Annotated in this window: 15 protein-coding genes; 5 read left to right on the top strand and 10 right to left on the bottom strand. The window is 38.5% G+C overall.

From position 1 onward, the window contains the following. Positions 1–38 precede the first annotated feature (38 nt). The 6 genes from CZ225_RS02525 to aroQ form a co-directional block, all read right to left on the bottom strand. The gene (locus CZ225_RS02525) at positions 39–935 is read right to left on the bottom strand and encodes a CE1 family esterase (protein ID WP_077152869.1); all 897 of its coding nucleotides are present in this window, start codon (positions 933–935) and stop codon (positions 39–41) included. A 95-nt stretch (positions 936–1,030) separates the two neighbouring features. Beyond that, positions 1,031–2,257, bottom strand: a complete 1,227-nt coding sequence (locus tag CZ225_RS02520; protein ID WP_077152868.1) for an FtsX-like permease family protein — start codon at positions 2,255–2,257, stop codon at positions 1,031–1,033. Further along, complete coding sequence (gene rbfA, locus CZ225_RS02515) at positions 2,254–2,586, bottom strand: 30S ribosome-binding factor RbfA (RefSeq protein ID WP_077152867.1); 333 nt, start codon at positions 2,584–2,586, stop codon at positions 2,254–2,256. The genes CZ225_RS02520 and rbfA overlap by 4 nt, the downstream gene beginning before the upstream one ends. A 16-nt stretch (positions 2,587–2,602) precedes the next feature. Then, positions 2,603–3,241: an O-methyltransferase gene (locus CZ225_RS02510; RefSeq protein ID WP_077152866.1), complete on the bottom strand. Its 639-nt coding sequence runs from the start codon at positions 3,239–3,241 to the stop codon at positions 2,603–2,605. Between the two features lie 11 nt (positions 3,242–3,252). Further along, entirely contained in the window at positions 3,253–4,710 is a 1,458-nt protein-coding gene (gene pyk / locus CZ225_RS02505) for a pyruvate kinase (RefSeq protein ID WP_077152865.1), read from the bottom strand. Positions 4,711–4,738: 28 nt separating this feature from the next. After that, on the bottom strand, positions 4,739–5,161 hold the full coding sequence (gene aroQ, locus CZ225_RS02500) for a type II 3-dehydroquinate dehydratase (protein ID WP_077152864.1): 423 nt from the start codon (positions 5,159–5,161) through the stop codon (positions 4,739–4,741). Positions 5,162–5,307: 146 nt separating this feature from the next. On the opposite strand from aroQ, the gene xerD reads away from it, so the two are divergent. From xerD to CZ225_RS02480, 4 genes are all read left to right on the top strand, one after another. After that, entirely contained in the window at positions 5,308–6,267 is a 960-nt protein-coding gene (xerD, locus tag CZ225_RS02495) for a site-specific tyrosine recombinase XerD (RefSeq protein WP_077152863.1), read from the top strand. 136 nt (positions 6,268–6,403) lie between these two features. After that, positions 6,404–8,098: a tetratricopeptide repeat protein gene (locus tag CZ225_RS02490; RefSeq protein ID WP_077152862.1), complete on the top strand. Its 1,695-nt coding sequence runs from the start codon at positions 6,404–6,406 to the stop codon at positions 8,096–8,098. A gap of 111 nt (positions 8,099–8,209) precedes the next feature. Next, on the top strand, positions 8,210–9,283 hold the full coding sequence (locus CZ225_RS02485; protein ID WP_077152861.1) for a TlpA disulfide reductase family protein: 1,074 nt from the start codon (positions 8,210–8,212) through the stop codon (positions 9,281–9,283). A 5-nt stretch (positions 9,284–9,288) separates the two neighbouring features. Then, positions 9,289–10,827: a YifB family Mg chelatase-like AAA ATPase gene (locus CZ225_RS02480; RefSeq protein ID WP_077152860.1), complete on the top strand. Its 1,539-nt coding sequence runs from the start codon at positions 9,289–9,291 to the stop codon at positions 10,825–10,827. A 142-nt stretch (positions 10,828–10,969) separates the two neighbouring features. Here CZ225_RS02480 and CZ225_RS02475 read toward each other — a convergent pair whose 3' ends face one another. The 4 genes from CZ225_RS02475 to CZ225_RS02460 all read right to left on the bottom strand — a co-directional run bounded on the left by CZ225_RS02475 (position 10,970) and on the right by CZ225_RS02460 (position 17,992). After that, entirely contained in the window at positions 10,970–11,941 is a 972-nt protein-coding gene (locus CZ225_RS02475; protein ID WP_077152859.1) for a glycoside hydrolase family 43 protein, read from the bottom strand. Between the two features lie 873 nt (positions 11,942–12,814). After that, positions 12,815–13,795, bottom strand: a complete 981-nt coding sequence (locus CZ225_RS02470; RefSeq protein ID WP_077152858.1) for a glycoside hydrolase family 43 protein — start codon at positions 13,793–13,795, stop codon at positions 12,815–12,817. 33 nt (positions 13,796–13,828) lie between these two features. Further along, complete coding sequence (locus CZ225_RS02465) at positions 13,829–15,898, bottom strand: arylsulfatase (protein WP_077152857.1); 2,070 nt, start codon at positions 15,896–15,898, stop codon at positions 13,829–13,831. Between the two features lie 60 nt (positions 15,899–15,958). Beyond that, a complete protein-coding gene (locus CZ225_RS02460) occupies positions 15,959–17,992 on the bottom strand; it encodes a hypothetical protein (protein WP_077155657.1) in 2,034 nt (677 codons plus the stop codon). A gap of 350 nt (positions 17,993–18,342) precedes the next feature. Here CZ225_RS02460 and CZ225_RS02455 point away from each other — a divergent pair, with 350 nt between their 5' ends. After that, positions 18,343–22,320: a hybrid sensor histidine kinase/response regulator transcription factor gene (locus CZ225_RS02455; RefSeq protein WP_077152856.1), complete on the top strand. Its 3,978-nt coding sequence runs from the start codon at positions 18,343–18,345 to the stop codon at positions 22,318–22,320. The last annotated feature ends 81 nt before the right edge of the window (positions 22,321–22,401 follow it).

The following is a 22,401-nucleotide window of genomic DNA, read 5'->3' as shown; positions in this document are numbered from 1 at the left end:
AAACCCTAATATCATACTCTTCCAATTTCAAACTTAGACTATTTCATACATCTCTCAAAAAAACTCCAGATCTCTTCAAATGTATTTAAATCTTGCAAAGCCCATCCATGTTTACCATTCACGACCTCATACAGCCAAACCTCATTTTCATTATCACCTCCCATATATTTATGGGTAATAACATAGTGATCATTTTTGTTCTTTTTGACCAGAAGCGTATCTGTGACTTCATAGGTACAATGATTTTGTGCAGCCCAGTAACCCACCGCTAAAGGCACAGCCATATAAGCCCCCCAACCACCTTTATTAGTTGGATCACCGCACCATTCTGAAGTCCTGTCTTCTGTCCCATGTACTTCAAACAATGAAATCGGTTTTCGACATTTGAGTGTTTTATTCATCCAGACCAGAGTTAATCCCGCTATGGGAGCTACAGCAGAAAAGACATCAGGTTTTTCATACGCCAATAAATAGCACATCTCTCCACCATTCGAAAGTCCGGTACAAAACGTATTTACTTTGCTCAGCTGATACTTTTTCTGCAAATGTCGTGCCAGTTTACATAAAAAATCCACATCATCGACAGTCATATCTTCTTGGAACGGATAGCCAACATTCCAACAAGTCTTTCCTCTGCCGTCTTTTATCCCCTGCGGATAACAAACAACAAACCCTTTCTGATCGGCTAAGGAATCTAGAATAGAATGCTCACGAAATCGCGCATTACCACCATATCCATGCAATACAAAAACGAGTGGTGCATCTTCTGCCAAATCAATAGGCTTGTGAAGGTAGTAAGTGCGTTCCAACCGTCCTGCCTTGAATGTGTATATGGAATCACTTATTTGAGCAGACGTTTGTACGGATACGGAGATAAACGAAAACAAGAGACATATCTGCCATATTGTTTTTCTTTTCGTTGAAGATAGATTCATAAAAGCATTTTATATTAATTTGTACCTAATATTTCCAGAATTCTAAATAGGAAACATTATAATGCCTAATATAATAAGTACTCTTTCTAGAAACATCATAAGAGCCGTTTACTTAAATAACGTACTGGATACCATACAGAAAGGAATCCGACAGCCAACACAGTCACAAGAACAAGCACAATATCCCAGGCATGAACACTCACAGGATAAGCATCTACCACAAAAGTACCATTTCCACCACCAAGGGCTATGATGCCAAACTTATCTTGAATGAAACATAAAATCAATCCCAAAATAATACCGGAAAGAGCACCGAAAAGAGAGATAAGCCGTCCTTCAAACAAGAATATCCGAGAAATCATTTTATCACTTGCCCCAAGGCTACGCAATGTGACAACATCATCTTTCTTATCCAATATCAACATAGAAAGCGAGCCTATCACATTAAAACAAGCAATCATTAAAATAAATGTCATAAGCAGATAAGAGACTAATTTCTCAATCTCCATAATACGAAATACATCTTCTTGTTGTTGATAACGGTTTTGCACTACAAAATCACTTCCCAATATTTTCTCTATATTAGCTTGCACGGAAGAGAGATTCACGTTGGGCTTCAATTTCAGTTCAATGGCAGAAACTTCTGTTGTATAATCCAACAAATGACGCAAGAAATCAAGAGAAGTAAGAATATATTTAGCATCATATTGCTGCTGATTTACAGAGAAAACAATGCCCGGAGAATAAAGATAATCATGATTGAAAGATGCTCCCGGATTCGCCATATTTACTTTCACATTCCTTTTAGGAAGATATACCTGCAAAGGATCAACAAATTGCAATCCTGTACCCAGCGTTGCCACTAATTCCACCCCCATAATCCCATAATCCGCAATCGAATCATGGAGTAAAAATTCTCCGGCTCCATAGAGGAGACTATCAATTGCAGTCAACCGGTTAAAGTTATCTTCCACTCCTTTAAGAACTACCATAGCCTGACGATCTTTATACTGTACCATTGCATTCTCTTCGAGTGATTCTGAAAAGACATCTATTTCAGGCAAAACAGATACCGCACGAATCCGTTCATCCTGTCCATCAAACACTTTACCTTCACGTACAGTAATTTTCAGTTCCGGATCGAATGCTGTGAAAAAGCTCGCTACCATATCCTGGAATCCATTGAAAACAGAAAGAGTACAGACTAAAGCAAGCGTAGCAAAAGCTACTCCGCACACAGAAATGCCGGAAATGATATTAATAGCATTATGTTTCTTTTTAGAAAGAAGATAACGCTTGGCTATATAGAAAGGAAAATTCACTTCAACAATGAATCAATCTTTTCGATATAATCCAAAGAATCATCCACAAAGAACTTCAGTTCCGGAATGATACGTAGCTGATGACGCACACGAGTTCCAAGCTCATAACGGATGGATCTCATATTTTCATTAATATTTTTCACCATATCTTCTGCTTTCTCAGAGGGAAATATGCTGAGATAAACACGAGCAATGCTCATATCAGGACTGATACGTACTGCACTTACCGACACTAAGGTTCCATGCATTGCCTTAGTTTGCAACAGGAATATCTCGCTCAGTTCTTTTTGCAACAGGCGAGAAATCTTATTCTGTCTGGTTGTTTCCATAAATTTACTCCTTTTTTTACTTTTTTCTTATAATAGTCAATCCGTCACGCAAAGGTAAAATGACTTTTTCCACCCGTTCATCACCGACAAGCAAATCATTGAATGCCTTAATACCAATAGTTTGTGTATCCGTATTACGAGGTTGTTCAAGTACATGACCGTCCCATAATGTATTGTCAGCAATGATATACCCACCGTCGGAGAGATGTGCCAATGTCATTTCATAATATTCTATATATTTACGTTTATCTCCATCGATAAAAGCCAGATCAAACGTGATACCCAGATCGGGAACAAGCTCTAAAGCATCACCTATATAGAAACGGATTTTATCCGTAAACGGAGAATTCTCTAACCACGGACGAGTAAAATCTTCTTGTTCATCATTGATTTCAAACGTATGCAACATTCCACCCGGCTGTAAACCTTCTGCCAAGCAAAGAGCAGAATACCCGCTATACGTTCCGATCTCCAAGATCTGCCGAGGCCGAATCATCTCCACAAACATTTTCAACATTCTTCCCTGTAAATGCCCGGAAGCCATACGGGGACGAAGTAGTTTCACATGCGTATCCCGGTAAAGTGCTTTCAGATAATCACTTTCCGCATCTATATGCTGTAAAATATATTCGTCAATAGATTCAGTCTCTTGCATAAAACTGTTCTTTACAAATAACGGTTATTATTAGGCAACACAGTATCTTCTGCATGCTTCAACGCATCTTCTACCACATTGATTTCAAGGAAGGAAGTCTGAGTGCCCTCCTTTCCACTGCTCAAATAACCCACCATATCTGTCGGACATAAACGTCCTTCTTTCAACAGACGACGCAAAGCAGCAAAATAATATTCCTGTCCGTTAGCAAGCTCTGGCATATAAATAGCTTCCACACCATAAGAAAGAGCCAAATGGCGCATTGTCTTTTCTTTATAGCAAATAGCTAATACTGGATATTTGCCACGGAAAGCAGCCAGATTACGAGCTGTACGTCCACTATAACTATCAGTAATAATAGCACGAATCTTAAGCTTAGAAGTTGCTTTCACAGCCTGTTTAGCAAGGAATGCAGTCACATCATTACTATTTTCATCCAATGGAATACGTATGTCGTTTTCTTCCAATTTATCTTTTTCAGCCTGAGCAGCAATTTTGGTCATAGTTTTCACCGCCTCAACAGGATATTTACCATAAGCAGTCTCGCCGCTTAGCATCAAAGCATCTGTACGGTAATAAATAGCATTGGCAATATCAGTCACTTCAGCACGAGTCGGACGAGGATTATTAATCATCGTATGCAACATTTGAGTAGCAACGATTACAGGTTTTTTAGCAAGAATACACTTACGGATCAACACACGCTGAATACCCGGAATACGTTCCTGCGGAACTTCAATCCCCAAGTCACCACGAGCAACCATCACCCCATCAGCCACTTCAAGAATCTCGTCGATATTATCCACACCCTCTTGATTTTCAATCTTGGCAATGATCTTGATATCACTGTTATGAGCATCCAATATTGTGCGAATATCAAGCACATCCTGACGATTACGAACAAAAGAGTGCGCTATAAAGTCAATATCCTTTTCAATAGCATACAAGATATTGTTACGATCTTTTTCAGTCAATGAAGGAAGGTTGATACGAACACCCGGTACATTTACACTCTTACGACTTCCCAGAGTTGCTTCGTTTTTCACTTCACAAAGGAGATAATCGACCGTTTTATCAATAACTTCCAATTCCAAATCACCGTCATCAATCAAAATAGTACCACCAATATTCAGGTCGTGTACAAAGTTCGGATACGAAACGGCAATGCATTCGCGAGTAGTCTCCAAATCCGGATTACCTACAATCCTAACTTTTTCACCTATTTTATATGGAATCGGTTCAGCATTGGCAGTTGTACGCACTTCAGGACCTTTCGTATCCATTAATATCGCAATACGGTTAGATACCGCCCGCACATTTGCAATTAAAGCTTCAAAACCTTCACGGCTGGCATGAGCCGTATTCATACGTACCACATTCATCCCAGCATCAAACAATTGTTTGATAAAATCCACATCACAACGTCTGTCCGAAATAGAAGCAACAATCTTAGTCTGTTTCAGTAACATAATCCTTTTACCTATTTATATTATTATCTTATATATTTTCTAATAAAGCTTCCAAAGCCAAACGATAAGAGTTCAGCCCGAAACCGCAGATCACTCCTTTGCAGGCACAAGCAATCATGGACACATGCCGGAAGGATTCACGACTATGTACATTAGATATATGCACCTCTATCACAGGGGAGGTCACAGAACGAATGGCATCCTGCAATGCTATGGACGTATGTGTATATGCACCAGCATTCAGGATAATCCCATCAACATCAAATCCGACTTGCTGAATGCAGTCAATCATTTCTCCCTCAATGTTCGATTGAAAATAGTCGATCTCCACGTCAGCATACTTTTTACGAAGTTCAGACAGATAGTCTTCAAATGTAACACTTCCGTATATGGAAGGTTCACGTTTACCCAACAGATTAATGTTCGGGCCGTTAATAATTTGTATCCTCATCACGTAATCCTGTTTTTTTAATACCTTTGCATCCAAAGAACAATATTTCAAGGTGCAAAGATAGTGCAAACCGAATGCAGAAACAAATTTATTTGTATTCTGCTGAGTTGCAGCCTATTTTTGCGGAGCAAAGGTAGAAAAAAGAAATGGAAATCAACGAAAAAATGCAAAAGAAGGAACAACAAGCACTGATAATCAGAAAGTATCAACAATACTTGAAACTGGAAAAGTCTTTATCTCCCAACACATTGGACGCCTATCTTACCGACCTGGATAAACTCATGAGTTTCCTAGCCCTTGAAGGTATCAATGTTTTAGAAGTAAGTCTGGCAGATCTTCAACATTTCACTGCCGGGTTACATGACATCGGTATTCATCCCCGTTCCCAAGCACGAATTCTATCAGGTATCAAGTCTTTTTTCCGATTTCTAATTCTGTCTGATTATCTGCAAGCTGATCCCAGTGAACTACTCGAAGGTCCTAAGATCGGCTTCAAGATCCCCGAAGTACTAACTGTTGAAGAAATTGACACCATTATTTCCACAGTAGATCGCAGCAAAACAGAAGGACAACGAAACAGAGCTATCCTGGAGACATTATATAGTTGCGGACTGCGTGTATCCGAGCTCGTCAATCTCAAACTTTCTGACCTTTATTTTGACGAAGGTTTTATTAAAGTGGAGGGAAAAGGCAGCAAACAGCGTCTCGTCCCCATCTCTCCCCGAGCAATTAACGAAATAAAACTTTATTTTATTGACCGAAACCAAATAAATATTAAACAAGGCTACGAAGATTTTGTCTTTGTCAGCCAACGAAGAGGCAAATCTCTTTCGAGAATTATGGTATTCCACATGATAAAAGAATTATCACAAGAAGCAGGTATTACCAAAAACATTAGTCCGCATACATTTCGCCACTCCTTTGCCACCCACTTATTGGAAGGAGGTGCCAATTTACGAGCCATCCAATGCATGCTGGGACATGAGTCGATAGCAACAACTGAAATCTATACACACATCGACCGCAATATGCTTCGTAGTGAGATAATTGAGCATCACCCCCGAAATATTAAGTATCGGCAAGAAAAAGGAGGAAGTTTTTATTAAATTATGATAAAATCAGGACCTTATCTATATAATTATATTAAGAATTAATATCTTTGCCCTACTTTTTCTACCTTAGGCAGCAAAAGTGATCAAATAGGCGAAATTTCAATTACAAACATTTAATTTTATACCTAAAATGACTAAGAAGTTGTACTTGCCTTTACTCATGGCAATGGTTGTTGCATTATTCTCTTCTTGCAGCAAAAAAATGGGTGAATTGTCAGCAGATTACTTCACTGTAACTCCGCAAGTGCTGGAGGCTATTGGTGGCAAAGTTCCTGCAACCATTAATGGTAAATTCCCTGAAAAGTATTTCAACAAGAAAGCGGTAGTAGAAGTTACTCCGGTTTTGAGATGGAACGGTGGCGAAGCTAAAGGTCAACCTGCTACATTCCAAGGTGAAAAAGTAGAAGGTAACGATCAGACTATCTCTTATAAGATGGGTGGTAGCTATACTATGAAAACCTCTTTCGACTATGTACCTGCAATGGCTAAGTCAGAACTCTACCTTGAGTTCAAGGCTACTATCGGAAAGAAAGTGGTTACTATTCCTGCCGTTAAAATCGCTGATGGTGTGATTTCGACTTCTGAATTGGTAAACAACACTTTAGCTAATGCTAACCCGGCTTTGGGTGAAGACGCTTTCCAACGTATCATCAAAGAAAAACATGAATCTAACATCATGTTCCTTATCCAACAAGCTAACATCCGTTCAAGCGAATTGAAGAAAGCTAAAGAATTCAACAAAGAAGTTGCTAACGTAAACGCTGCTGAAAACAAAAAAATCAGCAACATCGAAGTTTCTGCATACGCTTCTCCTGATGGTGGTGTAAGTTTGAATACTACTCTTGCTGAAAATCGTGAAGACAATACAACTAAGCTGTTGAGCAAAGATTTGAAGAAAGACAAAATCGATGTTCCTATGGATGCTAAATATACTGCTCAGGACTGGGAAGGATTCCAGGAACTGGTTTCTAAATCTAACATCCAAGATAAAGAATTGATCCTTCGTGTAATCTCTATGTATCAAGATCCAGCTCAAAGAGAAAGCGAAATCAAGAACATCTCTGCTGTATACAAAGAATTGGCTAACACTATTTTACCTCAATTGCGCCGTTCTCGTTTGACATTGAATTATGAGATCATTGGTAAGTCTGACGAAGAAATCACTAAATTGGCTTCTTCTAAACCTTCTGAACTGAATATTGAAGAGTTACTGTATGCTGCTACATTGACTAACAATCCTTCTCAACAAGAAGCTATCTACACTCAGGCTACTAAACAATTCCCAAGCGATTACCGTGCATTCAACAACCTTGGTAAATTGGCTTACCAAGCAGGTAACATTGACAAAGCTGAAACTTTCTTCAAGAAAGCTGCTAGCGTAAATGCATCTCCTGAAGTTAATATGAACTTAGGTTTGATCTCTTTGATGAAGGGTGACAAGGGTGCTGCTGAAGCTTACTTTGGTAAAGCTGCCGGTACTAAAGAACTTGGCGAATCAATGGGTAACCTATACATCGCTCAAGGCCAATACGAAAGAGCAGTAAACTCATTCGGTGACTCTAAGACTAATAGTGCTGCTTTGGCTCAGATCTTGGCAAAAGACTACAACAAAGCTAAAAACACTTTGGCAAATGTTCAAAGACCGGATGCTTACACAGACTACTTGATGGCTGTTTTGGGTGCTAGAACTAACAACGCTTCTATGGTAATTAGCAGCTTGAAGAGTGCTGTTGCTAAAGAACCTGCATTGGCTAAGAAAGCTGCAACTGACTTAGAATTTGCTAAGTTCTTCACTAACGCAGATTTCATGAGCATTGCTAAATAAGAGATTTATCACTTATTTTAAATATTAAGAATTGCCTGTCATGACAAATGGCGGGCAATTCTTTTTTTTATCTGTAAAAAACCGTACTTTCGCAGAAAAGTAATCAAAGCAATGAAAAAGAGCAGTATTTTAATCCTCATAATCATCTGTTTAGTCGGTTGCAAAAAGATTTCGGACAAAGTCAATATCACCGGAGAGATCAACGGCTTGGGAACAGATACAATTTACTTATATGGCATGGATGAATCGTATGACCAGATAGATACGATTTATGCTAAGGATAGCAAATTCTCCTTTACGACAAAAGTAGATACAGTCATTTCTGCTTATTTACTATTCAACAATCGGACAGAATATCCCATTTTCTTTGATAAAGGTAATAAAATCACGATCAAAGGAGATATAGCTAATCCGAATCTTCTTTCCATTGACGGAAATATATATAATGAAGAATTCTCCAAATTCCAAAAGGAATTAGGAGAGTTAGGAAATCCTTCTGCTGAAATTCTGGAACAAAAAGCCGAAGAGTTTATACAGCAGCATCATTCCTCATACGTAAGTCTCTATCTATTGGATAAATACTTTGTTCAAAAGGATGCACCTGATTTCAATAAGATTAAAAAGCTAATTGAAGTCATGACGGGAGTGTTGCAGGATAAGTCATATATCGAACGTCTGAATGAAACAATGGCTCAGGCTGAAAAGACAGAAATAGGTAAATATGCTCCATTCTTCACCCTACCTAATGAGAAAGGGGAAAAAATTTCCCGTTCATCTGAAGGATTCAAAGACAAGAATATATTAATCAACTTTTGGGCTTCATGGGGAGACAGCATTTCTAACCAACAAAACAATAAAGAGCTAAAAGCACTCTATCAAACATATAAGAAGAGTAAATACCTAAATATTCTTGGCATTTCTCTCGATATTGACAAGCAACAATGGAAAAATGCTATCAAACGAGATAGTCTAAGTTGGGAACAAGTATGTGACTTCAACGGAATGAATTCAGATATTGCCAAACAATATTCTATCAAACATTTACCTTCAAATGTATTACTCTCACCAGAAGGAAAAATTGTTGCTAAGAATCTGCATGGACAAGAGTTGAAAAAGAAATTGGAAGAGGTAGTTATCAAAGCAGAAGAAAAAGAAAAGAATAGTAAAAAGAAAAATAATCGCTAGCCATCGTGTTAATCAAAGTTTTCGGAGCGGCTGTTCAAGGAATTGATGCAACACTCATCACAATTGAAGTAAACAGCTCTCGGGGCTGCATGTTTTATCTCGTCGGCCTTCCGGATTCTGCGGTAAAGGAAAGTCATCAACGCATTATCTCTGCACTGCAAGTTAATGGCTATAAAATGCCTACCAGCAATTTAGTAGTCAACATGGCCCCTGCTGACATCCGTAAAGAAGGTTCTGCTTATGATTTGCCCCTTGCAATCGGTCTTTTAGGTGCCAGTGAGACGATATCCTCTGAAAAGTTTTCACGCTATTTATTAATGGGTGAACTCAGTCTGGATGGTAGTATTCAACCCATCAAAGGAGCTTTACCTATTGCGATCAAAGCACGTGAGGATGGATTCGAGGGGCTAATTATTCCACAACAAAATGCGAGAGAGGCAGCTGTTGTTAATCAACTAAAAGTTTATGGAGTAAGTAATATTAAGGAAGTTATCGAGTTTTTCAATAATGAACGGGAACTAGAGCCGACAATTGTCAATACGCGGGAAGAATTTTATGCCCAACAAAGTAACTTTGAATTTGATTTTGCGGACGTCAAAGGTCAAGAGAATGTAAAACGAGCTTTAGAAGTAGCTGCATCCGGAGGACACAACCTAATAATGGTAGGTGCTCCTGGGAGTGGTAAATCAATGATGGCTAAACGCTTACCCTCTATCTTGCCTCCACTATCTCTAAGCGAAAGTTTAGAAACAACAAAAATACACTCTGTGGCAGGCAAATTGGACCGTAACTCCTCGCTGATTACACAACGTCCATTCCGCGCACCACATCACACAATCTCTCAAGTAGCAATGGTAGGAGGAGGTAGTTTTCCACAACCCGGAGAAATCAGTTTAGCTCACAATGGGGTTTTATTTCTAGACGAACTTCCTGAATTTTCAAGAAGTGTATTGGAAGTATTACGCCAGCCGTTGGAGGACAGATGCATTACCATTTCTCGTGTCAGAAGCAGTATAAATTATCCGGCTAGCCTAATGCTGATCGCATCCATGAATCCTTGCCCTTGCGGATATTACAATCATCCGACAAAGCCCTGTGTTTGCAGTCCGGGACAAGTGCAGAAATACTTAAATAAAATCTCCGGTCCATTACTTGACCGGATTGATATCCAAATAGAAATTGTGCCTGTTCCTTTCGACAAGATTTCCGACCAGCGACGGGGAGAAGCCAGTGCTATAATCCGAGAGCGTGTGATGAAAGCACGACAAATACAAGAAAAACGCTATAAGGGTTTTCCCGGAGTACATTGTAACGCACAAATGAATAGCCAATTATTAGCCACTTATGCGCATCCTGATGAAAAGGGACTTCAATTATTAAGAACTGCTATGGACCGGCTCAATTTATCAGCCAGAGCTTATGACCGTATATTGAAAGTAGCACGTACCATCGCCGACTTGGAAGGTTGCGAACAGATACTTCCTAATCACTTGGCAGAAGCAATCGGTTATCGCAATCTGGACAGAGAGAACTGGGCAGGATAAGATTTACATAAAAAATGTAGTATTCAATAACAGGATATTACCTGTAGCAATAAAGAGAACAGAATCTTTAAGTACACTTAAAACTCCTGTTCTCTTTGCTATTTTATGATATGTTCAGTTCAACCATCCAATAACAATTCTCTTATTTCTCCACTACGGGTCTAATGAGATCACCATCTATAGTTATCACACCATCATCCGAGAAAGTAAGATTCTTAAAATAAGAGGTACGTGGTTGTATTTTCTCTTGGCTCCAATGAGCATGGAAAATGTATTTATAGCTCCCATCTTTACACATAAAAGGAGCACCATGTCCCGTACCGACTAACTTCATAGTAGGGTCTTTATCTTTGTGCAATATTGGATTTCCATCATACTTTTTCCAAGGTCCGAATGGAGAAGAGGCAGTAGCATAACCTACCGCATAATCCTTACTTTTATAATCATTAGCAGAATAAAGTAGATAGTATAAACCATTCTTTTTCAAGACGGAAGGTCCTTCTGCTACATGAGCTTGTACACGCTCCCACGGAGTCTCCGCTCTCACACACTCTGTCAGGGTTTCTTCTTTAATACTTTTCAAATCTGCATTCATCTCAGCTACCCAAATAACATTGCCATTGGCAACGCGCACAAAGTAGAGATAAGGAGTACCGTCATCATCAATAAATAGATTGGTATCAATACTTTTCTCCTCCCAGATAGGCTCTTTTTTATCCTGCACAAAAGGTCCTGTAGGACTATCAGAAGTAGCGACACAAATATGTTCATTTACAGAGTAGAACATATAAAATTTATTTTTGGACTTTATGTAGTATACTTCAGGAGCCCAGAACCAGGTAGTCCCCCAAGAATCTTTCGGTGACAATGCCAGCTTGCTCTCTCGTTTCCAATGTTTCAAGTCATCTGAAACATAAACTTCAAAACCTTCGACATTTGTACCATAGGCATAGTATTTATCATTATAACACAACACGTAGGGATCAGCGATAGGCAAACGATCTTCTATTATATCATCAGATTTATTAATCAGAAATGAACCATCCCGATTTTCGGCACCACACGTCACTATAAGGCAATAGCAAAACAATAAAAAACCAAATAATCTCTTCATTTTATAAGTTTGTTTTAATTTTATAATCCCAAGATAGATATTATGACTTAGCATTCTACACGACAAATGTACAGAAATTCAGTAAAATACAAAAGACTCTTATACAGCAATATTATAAAAGACAACAGCATATTTACCTCTTGCATCACAGCTAAACACCTGGCTCATGAATAATCCATTTATACTCTTGGAGAAAATAAAGTGGCTATTTATTGTCATTTGTCACTTTTTGAAACTAAACCTCTGGTAATCAATAATAAATTGGTGACAATAGTCGGTGACAATAGAGTGACAACAAAAGTTCAAGACATCTCTATTGTCACTTCCACCCTACTATTTTAACTATTTAATCATCTAATAATCAGCAGTTAATTACATAATAAATATTAATCTGGCAGGTCATTAGATACACTTTAAAAGATGTCAAATCTAGAGTTTTCCGTTCCATTCTCATCGAATTTTCTCATAAAACCATCATGTGCAACCATTATATTACTCGTTTTTTATTAATTAATAGAATTGTTACTCACCAATACGGTATGTAGTAGAACAAATACTACTAACCTTAATATACAGACAAGGCTCGATTAGTGTTTTTTGTAAGGTACACATCCTCATTTCACGTACGTGAACCATTCGGATGACGTACGAGAACCCAAAGGACCACGTACGTGAAGCCATGGGACCATGTACGCAAAACGATATTTACCATCTCAAAAAAAACATTAATTAAAGCTTTAAAACAACTAAGCAAACGGCTTAATTCCTTTTATGTAAAGGGGATTACGCAATTTTACACGTCAAATCTGTTCAACTGAAACGAAAAGATTGTTTCGCTTCTTTCTATCTATCTTTTTAAAGAGATACTCTATACTACTTCACCACTTCCGGTCTAATAAGTTCTCCACCAATAGAAATTACTCCATCATCCGAAAATGTAAAATCAGCAATGAACGAAGTACGTGGAGCTACTTTACTCTCGTTCCAATGAGCATGAAAGATATATTTATAACTCCCGTCATTGCAAACAAATGGTGCCCCATGTCCCGTACCAAACAATCCCGAAGCTACTTTTTGATCTCTCCGTAAAATAGGATTCCCGGTATATTTCTTCCAAGGACCTAGTGGTGAAGTTGCTGTTGCATATCCTACTGCATAATCCTGACTTTGATAATGGTTGGCTGAATAAATTAAATAATACGTACCGTTCCTTTTAAGTATAGAAGGACCTTCTGCTACTTTATCACGAATCGTCTCCCACCCATCTTCAGCACTAATGCATTGTTTCAAAGTTTTCTTCTTAATGCTTTTCAAGTCAGCTTTCATTTCAGCTACCCAGATTACGTTACCACCCGTAAAACGTACAAAATAGAGATAAGGAGTACCGTCATCATCAATGAACAGACTGGTATCAATACTTTTTTCGTCCCAGATCGGTTCCTTCTTATCCTGTACAAACGGACCTTCGGGACTATCTGAAGTAGCGACACAAATATGTTCGTCTACAGAATAAAACATATAAAACTTATTTTTCGACTTTACATAGTATACTTCAGGAGCCCAGTACCATCTTGTTCCCCAAGAATCTTTTGGAGAAAGAGCCAATTTTTCTCCTTGTTTCCAATGTTTCAAATCATCTGATATATATACCTCAAAACCATTCCCATGTGTACCATAGGCATAATATGTACCATCATAATTCAATATATAAGGATCAGCAATAGGCAAATTAGATGACACCTTATCACAGGATTCATCTATCCGAGGTACTCCATCATTTGTACCATAACAAACAAACGACACACAACTGCAAAATAGCAACAAAGAAAATAGTCTTCTCAAATTACAACTCATAAACTAGCTTTTAAAGTATTATATATTTCTGTATCAATCTCTTCCAAATGTCATCTCAATATCGTCAAGCCAAATCGTACCTTCTTCCGATTTTCCGACGTAAAACACCAACTGGTAACTTCCCCTCGAAGGTAACTCCTGTGATTCAAATTCAAAAGTCTGAACGTCCTCTGTAAGTGGAACTACCTTATCTATATACTTGACGGACAAATTCCTCATTGTTTCCAGCCTGACAATCATATCCGATTTTTGCAATGACTTCGCTTTAAAACGAACAGATACCTTCTCACCTTTATTCGCATTGAATTCCCATTTCAAGAATCCCATTCTAGGCATATCTCCCGATTTAAGTATCTCAATCTTAGCCGTTTTCTTTCCCGAGATAACTTGCATAGTATCAATAGAAAATTTAATTTTCGCTTTCTCGCCGGATGAGCATACCCAACCTCCGAAATTATCTCTAAATCCTCCATTTATACATTCGCGTTTGTAGTCACGCTGACGTTCGCCGTAAAAACGAGTATCCATAGGAAGAACTCCAACCTCTGCCGCCCATTGTTTCCATGCAGCATAAAGTTCTAACTTTTTTTCGGGATATTTCGAGGAGAGATCATTCATCTCTGTCGGATCCTTTTTTATATCATACAATTTGATTGAGTCTTCACTAAAGGTTTCTCCTTCCATCACTTTGGTGACAATCTTCCACTTGCCGTCTCTTACGGCAATGTTGGCTTCATGTTCCCAAAATGTTTTACCTCTTTCCGCTTTCTTCCCTTGCCAATCCGGAGTCAGGCTAACTCCCTGCATGGGAGTAATTTTATGTCCTTTATACGATTGTGGATAGTCGGCCTTTCCTAGATCAACACAAGTAGCCATAATGTCTGTGATATGTCCATACTGGTCGATAAACGAATTACGCATTTTCTTCTTGATACCTTCAGGATAGTGCACTATCAACGGCGTGGCAATTCCTCCTTCATTCGTGTGATGTTTATACTCTTTATAAGGGGTGTCACTCAGGTTTGCCCAATTAATGCGGTAACTCTCATAAGTATCTTCCTTTCCATCCACCGCTTTCCTCTTACCTCCACTGATAAATTCGGCACATGCTCCATTATCACTCAGAAACATAATCACTGTATTCTCTAATTGCCCCCTTTTCTCGAGTTCATCAATCACTCTGCCTATGCCTTGATCCATCGCATCTATCTGAGCTGCATAGATCGCCATACGCATAGCAAACTCATTCTGCTCTGTTTCTGAAAGACTATCCCATGCAGGAACTTTTGAATCACGAGGTGACATCTTTGCATCTTTCGAAAACAACCCCATCGCTTTTTGCTTACGGAAACGTTCTTCACGTAAACGGTCCCAGCCAGCTTTATATACTTCCACATATTTATCTATATCTTTTTGCAAAGCATGCAAAGGCCAGTGTGGAGCTGTATAGGCAAGATATAAAAACAAAGGAGATCTTTCGTAATCATGACGATGAATAAAAACCGTAGCACTGTCGCTGATAGCATGAGTAAAGTAGAAACTTCCATCTTTAGGGGATTGGAATTGATCATTATTATAGTTATAAGTGGTATTAAAGTAATTGGCTGCTCCCCCTACAATACCATAAAAACGATCAAATCCTCGCTGATTGGGCCAGTTATCTTTAATACCTCCCTCATTCTGGCGGTCACTACTTACATGCCATTTACCACTCATATAAGTGCTATATCCGGAACCTTTCAACACTTCCGCTATCGTCATACATTCTTTGTTCAAGCATCCTTGATAAGACGGGCGTTGCATATCAGCAGCAGCCATCCATCCCATTCCTGCCTGGTGAGCATACAATCCCGTTAAAAGACTGGCACGAGTAGGACAACTTCTCGCACCATTATAAAATTGCCGGTAACGAAGTCCGTTTTTAGCCAATCGATCTAAATTAGGAGTTTCTACTTCCCCACCATAACACCCGATATCGGAGTATCCCATATCATCTGCCAGGATTACAATGATGTTAGGTTTCTTTGTATTGCAAGTCTGAGCGAGTGCAGAAACACTAACAGCCGCAGTTGCGGCTGTTAGGATAAAGGGAAGTTTAATCATACAATTTGGCTTTTATACAAAATCATAGTATAATTACTATCTTTTCATCCATCCAAAGGATTACTTTGCCAATAGTTCCTCTGCACGTCCCGGAGTAAACAACTCCCAAAGAGATGCAACCGTCCATCCCGGAGCAAAAATATCGTTATAATATCCTTTTCCATTCTTTCCATAGTCCCAGTTCGTGTGTTGTACTACTTCCGGATAGTAACCAGTCAAGGCAATTCCACACAAATGTCCTTCATGAGGTAACAGTTGTCTCATAGAAGTTGAGATAACTTCCGCAAAATCAGAGAAACGAGGTTCATTATACTCTTTCGATAGCCATTGCAATACAGAGGCAAATTCAAATACGAACACATCGATATGATTATTCTCTACGGATACATTACCCCAGCCACGAGTTTTCAAACCGATATCACCCAACATCTGTCCCTGAGCAAAAGGAACATCCCATAAATAATACCATGACAAAGCAAAATAAGCAGCCTTCTTTGTCAAATCAGCGTAATGACGACGTTCTTCTCCCTTGGTAATCAATGAAAGATAATAAGTAGCCGTAGCTGCATAAAGAGAAGCCTCTTTATCTTCACAGTTTGCATCGAGTGTAGAAGAGAAATAGTCGGATTTCGAGATCAACTCATTCTCCAGATAGGCTGCCGTACGTTTAGCACTCTCCAGATAACGTTTATCCTTAAAATATTTGTATCCCATCACAAGAGGTAAGGTTGCAGAAGGAGTACTACCGCCACTCTTATCTACAATCGTAAAGTCATCATTGAACTTACGCGGGAAGCTACCGTCAGCATTTTGCAACTGTAAAAGCATATCCAGCATTGTCTTCATACGTTGTTCCCATTCCGGGTGACGGCGGCCATTTTCTTTTTCATAAGCCAGATAATGAAGCATTGCGTAGATTCCTTCTGACTGACGACGAATACTATGAACCGGATCTTCAGTGTTACGATCAAAATTCACAGATTCTTTAAAGAAACCTGCCGGTGTAAAACCATTCTTCAGATAGCTATCAAATACTTTGGTACTGTTGTTTTTCAGGTCTTCGCGGTTGTTCTCCCAGCCATATTCCAATGCGTTGAAAGCATTCAAAAGTACCCGTCCGATAAAACCCACTTCAGCCTGCCCATTTTTATGGCATTCATCAGTTCTAAGATGTATTCCGGAGTTAAATACTAACGGATGTTTTTCCACCAGACTGTTTACAAAGAAAGCACTCATTGTTTCCTTCATGTCTGCTATAGAATAAGGAGTTTCAACTGGTTTCGGAGAGTATGTGTCATAGCAATATTCCCACGCATGTTGAATAAACTCAGAAAAGTCTTCTGCTTTATTTTCCGCAAGCACCCATGTCAATAACACAGTTTCTCCTTTCTTCAGGAATTGGAAAGCCTCTACTTCCGGTGCTAATGTAAGCTTGCGAATATAGGTTCTGGGAGCCTCACGATAAGGAAAGCCAAAAGAAAGAGTAGCTGTTCCGTTCTTGTTCTCAAAGCCTGTAAAACCGATGGAAGTTTTGCCGGAAAGAATAACCTCCCCTTCCCGATGGGTAGTCAGGGCATCATCCGTAAACGCGTCCAGACGATTTACTGTCATATAACTTTTTTCCTTCTCACAGTAAATACCGGTAAGCGGTGCACTCAATCTATCTTCACGAACCAACCAGCTATCCGATGTATGGAATGACGGTGCCTCCTTCGGTGAACGAAGATTACGTCGATACCAGAAACCAGGCATGTAAAATTGACAATCATCATGGCGGAAACCTGTAGATACTTGCTGATTATAGTTAAAATAGACATCTTCTAATGCAGTAATGCACACTTTGATATTTACTTTGCCATCGATATTCTCCACTCTTTGAGAAACGATCAAAGGAATACTTTCAGAAGCTTCCAATAAATAAGCAGAACCATCATTCTGCAGCTTTTGCATGTTCAAAGGATATTGTTTTGCAATGTTTCCAGGCACCTTCAAAGAAATAGATGCAGAAGTGTTTTGCGGTACATAGTCGATAGCTTTAGCAGTCACTGTAAATGTTGCAATAGCTATACCCAAAAATAAGTATTTCAAATTCATATAAATTAAATTATTCGAATCAGCCATATTTCCTGATTCTGTTAGCACTAAATTCGGTTGTTCATTTCATGTTTCGTCATCACATGAATATGTGATGTAGGCAAAGTTAGCGAACATAATCTGCTCATAACATAACAAATTGGTCAATAAATAAAAAAATTGTTCCAAACGAACTACATTCCCCTATCATCTAGATATTTTGGATACTAAAGGGAATGAATCCATATAAAAACAATAGTAATAATCTCGTTTTTGAGACACATATACAATAATCTCGGAATTTTTATATAAGTTTGCATAGCCTTAATATAAAAAGCCAGCCAATTCTAAATTGTATCATTATTTGCATTATGAAAAAGATAAAAGCTCTGTTGTTTATCCTCTGTACTGTCTTTCTCTATGGCTTTCCGTTGTTTGCGCAAGATAATATCCAACACTATTTCAAAACATTGGATATCAAAAACGGACTGTCACAGAATACCATATTTGCAATTCTGCAAGACCGACAAGGTTTTATGTGGTTTGGTACAAAAGAAGGATTGAACCGCTATGACGGACAGAGTTTCCGTATCTTTAAGAAAGAAGAATCCGGTCTGGGAAATGATTTCATTACAGCTTTATTTGAAGATAGAAAAGGGAAAATCTGGATAGGAACAGATGCCGGAGTATACATATATGACCCGAGAGAAGAAAAGTTTACCGCCTTTAATATAACCAGCGATACAGGAGAAGTAATCACTCAAGCTGTAACCAAAATCGGAAGTGATAGGAATAATGACATCTGGATTTCTGTAGATTACCAAGGTCTGTTTAAATACGACACGAACCAACAGACATTATCCAATTATTTGTCTCCTAAGAAGCCCGGAAAGTCATTGGCAAATATCAGCCATTTCTGGTTTGAAGATCAAGCCTGTTGGATAGGATTGTATGCCGACAATCTCTACTATACAAATGATGACTTCAAAACCCTACAACCTTTTAAGGACAGTGAGGGAAAAGAAACATTCAAAAACGAGATAATCACTGCAAGACTCGTTGGAGCACATAACTGCTGGTATGTCGGTTCTTCAAATGGACTGACAGAGATCAATCTGACAACCCTAAAAACCAGACGGCTACTTGACCATTATGTTCGCGATCTGGAATTATGCTCTGATAATGAATTATGGGTAGGCACTGAAAACGGATTATATATTTGCCACTTAAATGATGGCAAAACCGAACACCTTACAGATTCAGACGGTAATGATCCATATTCATTGGCAGATAATGCTATCTATTCTATTTATCGGGACAGAGAGGCAGGAATGTGGATTGGCTCTTTTTTTGGGGGAATTAACTACCACCCGTATCCCTATACTTACTTTGAGAAATTCTATTCCGGAAGAATCGGAGACTTTGGGAAAAGAGTACGAGAATTTTGCGAAAGCAATGATGGCACGATATGGATCGGTACGGAAGATTGCGGACTATTCAACTTTAACCCAGTCAGCGGGGAGATAAAACCTTTCCGGCATCCTGATATTTCTCACAATGTACATGGCCTGTGCCTGGATGGAAACTATTTATGGGTAGGCAACTATTTGGGTGGATTAAACCGCATAGACCTACGAACAAAGCAAGTGAAACATTTTCAGAAAGGGATAACTTCGAGTACTATGGATATCAACGATGTGATGTCAATATGTAAATCAACCACAGGTGATTTATGGTTGGGAACTGTCCGAGGGTTGATACGCTATAATCCCGAATCTGATAATTTCACATCAATTCCGGAACTCTCTAACAAAAACATTTATCATATTCTGGAAGATTCGCATGGCAACGTCTGGGTATCTACGTATGCTAGTGGAATATTCCGTTATGATATCAAATTAAAGAAATGGAAAAACTTTCATTATCAGGCAAATGATCCGAATTCTTTGCCTTACAATAAAGTAACCAATTGTTATGAAGATAGTCAAAAAAGGCTATGGGTCATGACTCAAGGGGGAGGTTTCTGTCGCTACATTCCGGAAAATGATAATTTTCTCCGTTATGGTATGCCGCATGGTTTCCCAAGTAATACCATTTACCGAATGGAAGAAGATAATATGCATCAACTATGGCTGACTAGCAATAATGGGCTTGTTTGTTTCAATCCGGAGACGAATGAGAAACGTATTTATACCACTGATGATGGTTTATTATGTAATCAGTTCAACTATCAGTCTAGTTTCAAAGATAAAAACGGCCGTATCTATTTTGGATGTATCAATGGCTTTATTGCTTTTGAACCTGACATGCTTATGGAAAATCCTTTTAACCCTCCCATTGTAATAACCGACTTTTCCATATTCAACAATCGGGTAATCGTGACTGACGAGAATTCCCCATTAAAAAAAAGTATCTTGTTCTCAGATAAAATCCAGTTGCAACCCAAACTAAATTCGTTCTCATTGCATGTTGCTGCTTTGAATTATCAATCACCTTCAACGCAGCAATTAATCTACAAATTAGATGGATTCAGCGAAAAGTGGGCTCCGGTAGAGAATAACTTCATTATCAATTATTCAAATCTACCTTATGGTACCTATACGCTCCGGTTAAAATTAGCAAAAAACAAAAATCTTTCCGGAATAAATATGGAACGTACCTTAGAGATTGAAGTTCTTCCTCCGTTTTATCTGTCAAAATGGGCGTATTTTATTTATGCTTTGTTTAGCTTATTATCAGCTTTTCTATTGCTCTCTTATTTTCAGAAAAGGAATAAGGAGAATCAACTGAAACTAATAGAGAAAATCAAACAAGAAAAAGAACGTGACCTATATACAGCAAAGATAGACTTCTTTACAGATGTAACCCATGAGATACGGACCCCGCTAACTTTGATCAAAGGGCCATTGGAGAACGTTCTTTCTTATAAGAAACTTCCTAATGAAATACGTGAGGACTTGGAAATTATGAATATGAATGCCAACCGATTATTGGATTTGGTCAATCAACTTCTTGATTTCCGGAAAGCGGAGATCCAGGGTTTCCAACTAAAGTTTGAAGAATGCAATATTACAGAGTTACTGCAGCAAACTTATAAAGGTTTCACGCCATTAGCATTGCAAAGGAAGTTGGAATACACCATTGAAGGGGTCGATCAAGTCAATGCATCAGTCGATCGGGAAGCACTGATCAAAATCATTAGCAACTTACTGACGAATGCTATTAAATATGCTGAAACTTATATACATATCAAATTATGGGTAGAAAATAACTGTTTTCTATTATCTATATGTAACGACGGAGAACCGATACCAGAGAATATGAGAGAAGAAATTTTCAAGCCTTTCATTCAATATAAGAATGAGCAAAATCACCTGACATCCGGCACAGGTATTGGCTTAGCTTTGGCCCGTTCTTTAGCAGAGTTCCATCATGGCACATTAGTCATCGACCAAACCATGGATTGTAATCGGTTTATCCTTTCAATTCCGATTACCCATTATCAGTCAGAAGTGAAAGATTTAGGTGAAAACAAAGATATAATACTTGAGGGAAATGAAGCTTCTGCTACCATAAAAGTGCCTGAAACTAATATAGAAAACAAAAAATTACCTTCTATATTGATCATAGAGGATAATAAAGATATGCAAGCTTTTATAGTACGGCAACTATCTCCTTGGTATAAAGTAGTGACAGCCGGGAATGGCGTTGAGGCGTTAGAAACACTCAAACAAGAGGAAATCAAATTAGTGATCAGTGATGTCATGATGCCTGAAATGGATGGATTGGCACTATGTAACCAATTAAAGAAAGATGTAAACTATAGTCACATACCTATCATTCTATTAACAGCAAAAGTCTCACTGCAAGCTAAAATAGACGGGTTAAAATCTGGAGCTGATGCGTACATAGAAAAACCTTTTTCTCTGGAGCTTTTAAGAACCACCATAGAGAACTTGCTGGAAAGTCGTGAACGGTTGTATGCAGCATTTGCAAATTCACCTTTCCTTCCAACTAATTCGGTAGCAATGACAGAAGCGGATCAGAAATTCCTACAAACCTTGTCACAAACAGTGGAAACAAATATGCAAGATCCGGAATTCGACTTGGATAAAATGGCTGTATTGATGAACATGAGCCGATCAAGCATGAACCGCAAGATAAAGGGAATTCTAAATATGACTCCCAATGATTATATCCGATTGGAACGACTAAAGAAAGCTGCTCTACTTTTAAAGAAAGGAGAGTATAGGATCAATGAGGTTTGCTATATGGTGGGGTTCAATACTCCATCGTATTTTGCTAAATGTTTCCAAAAGCAATTCGGTACTTTACCTAAGGACTTTTAAAATAAGAGTCCTTAGGAATATGGATTATTAAAACTTGTATTACAATTTCTATACTAAACTGAAAATTTCGGTATATCTTCT

The sequence above is a fragment of the Bacteroides bouchesdurhonensis genome (assembly GCF_900155865.1).
In the GTDB taxonomy this organism is placed as follows: Bacteria; Bacteroidota; Bacteroidia; order Bacteroidales; family Bacteroidaceae; genus Bacteroides; species Bacteroides bouchesdurhonensis.
This window is presented reverse-complemented; position numbering and strand designations above follow the sequence as displayed.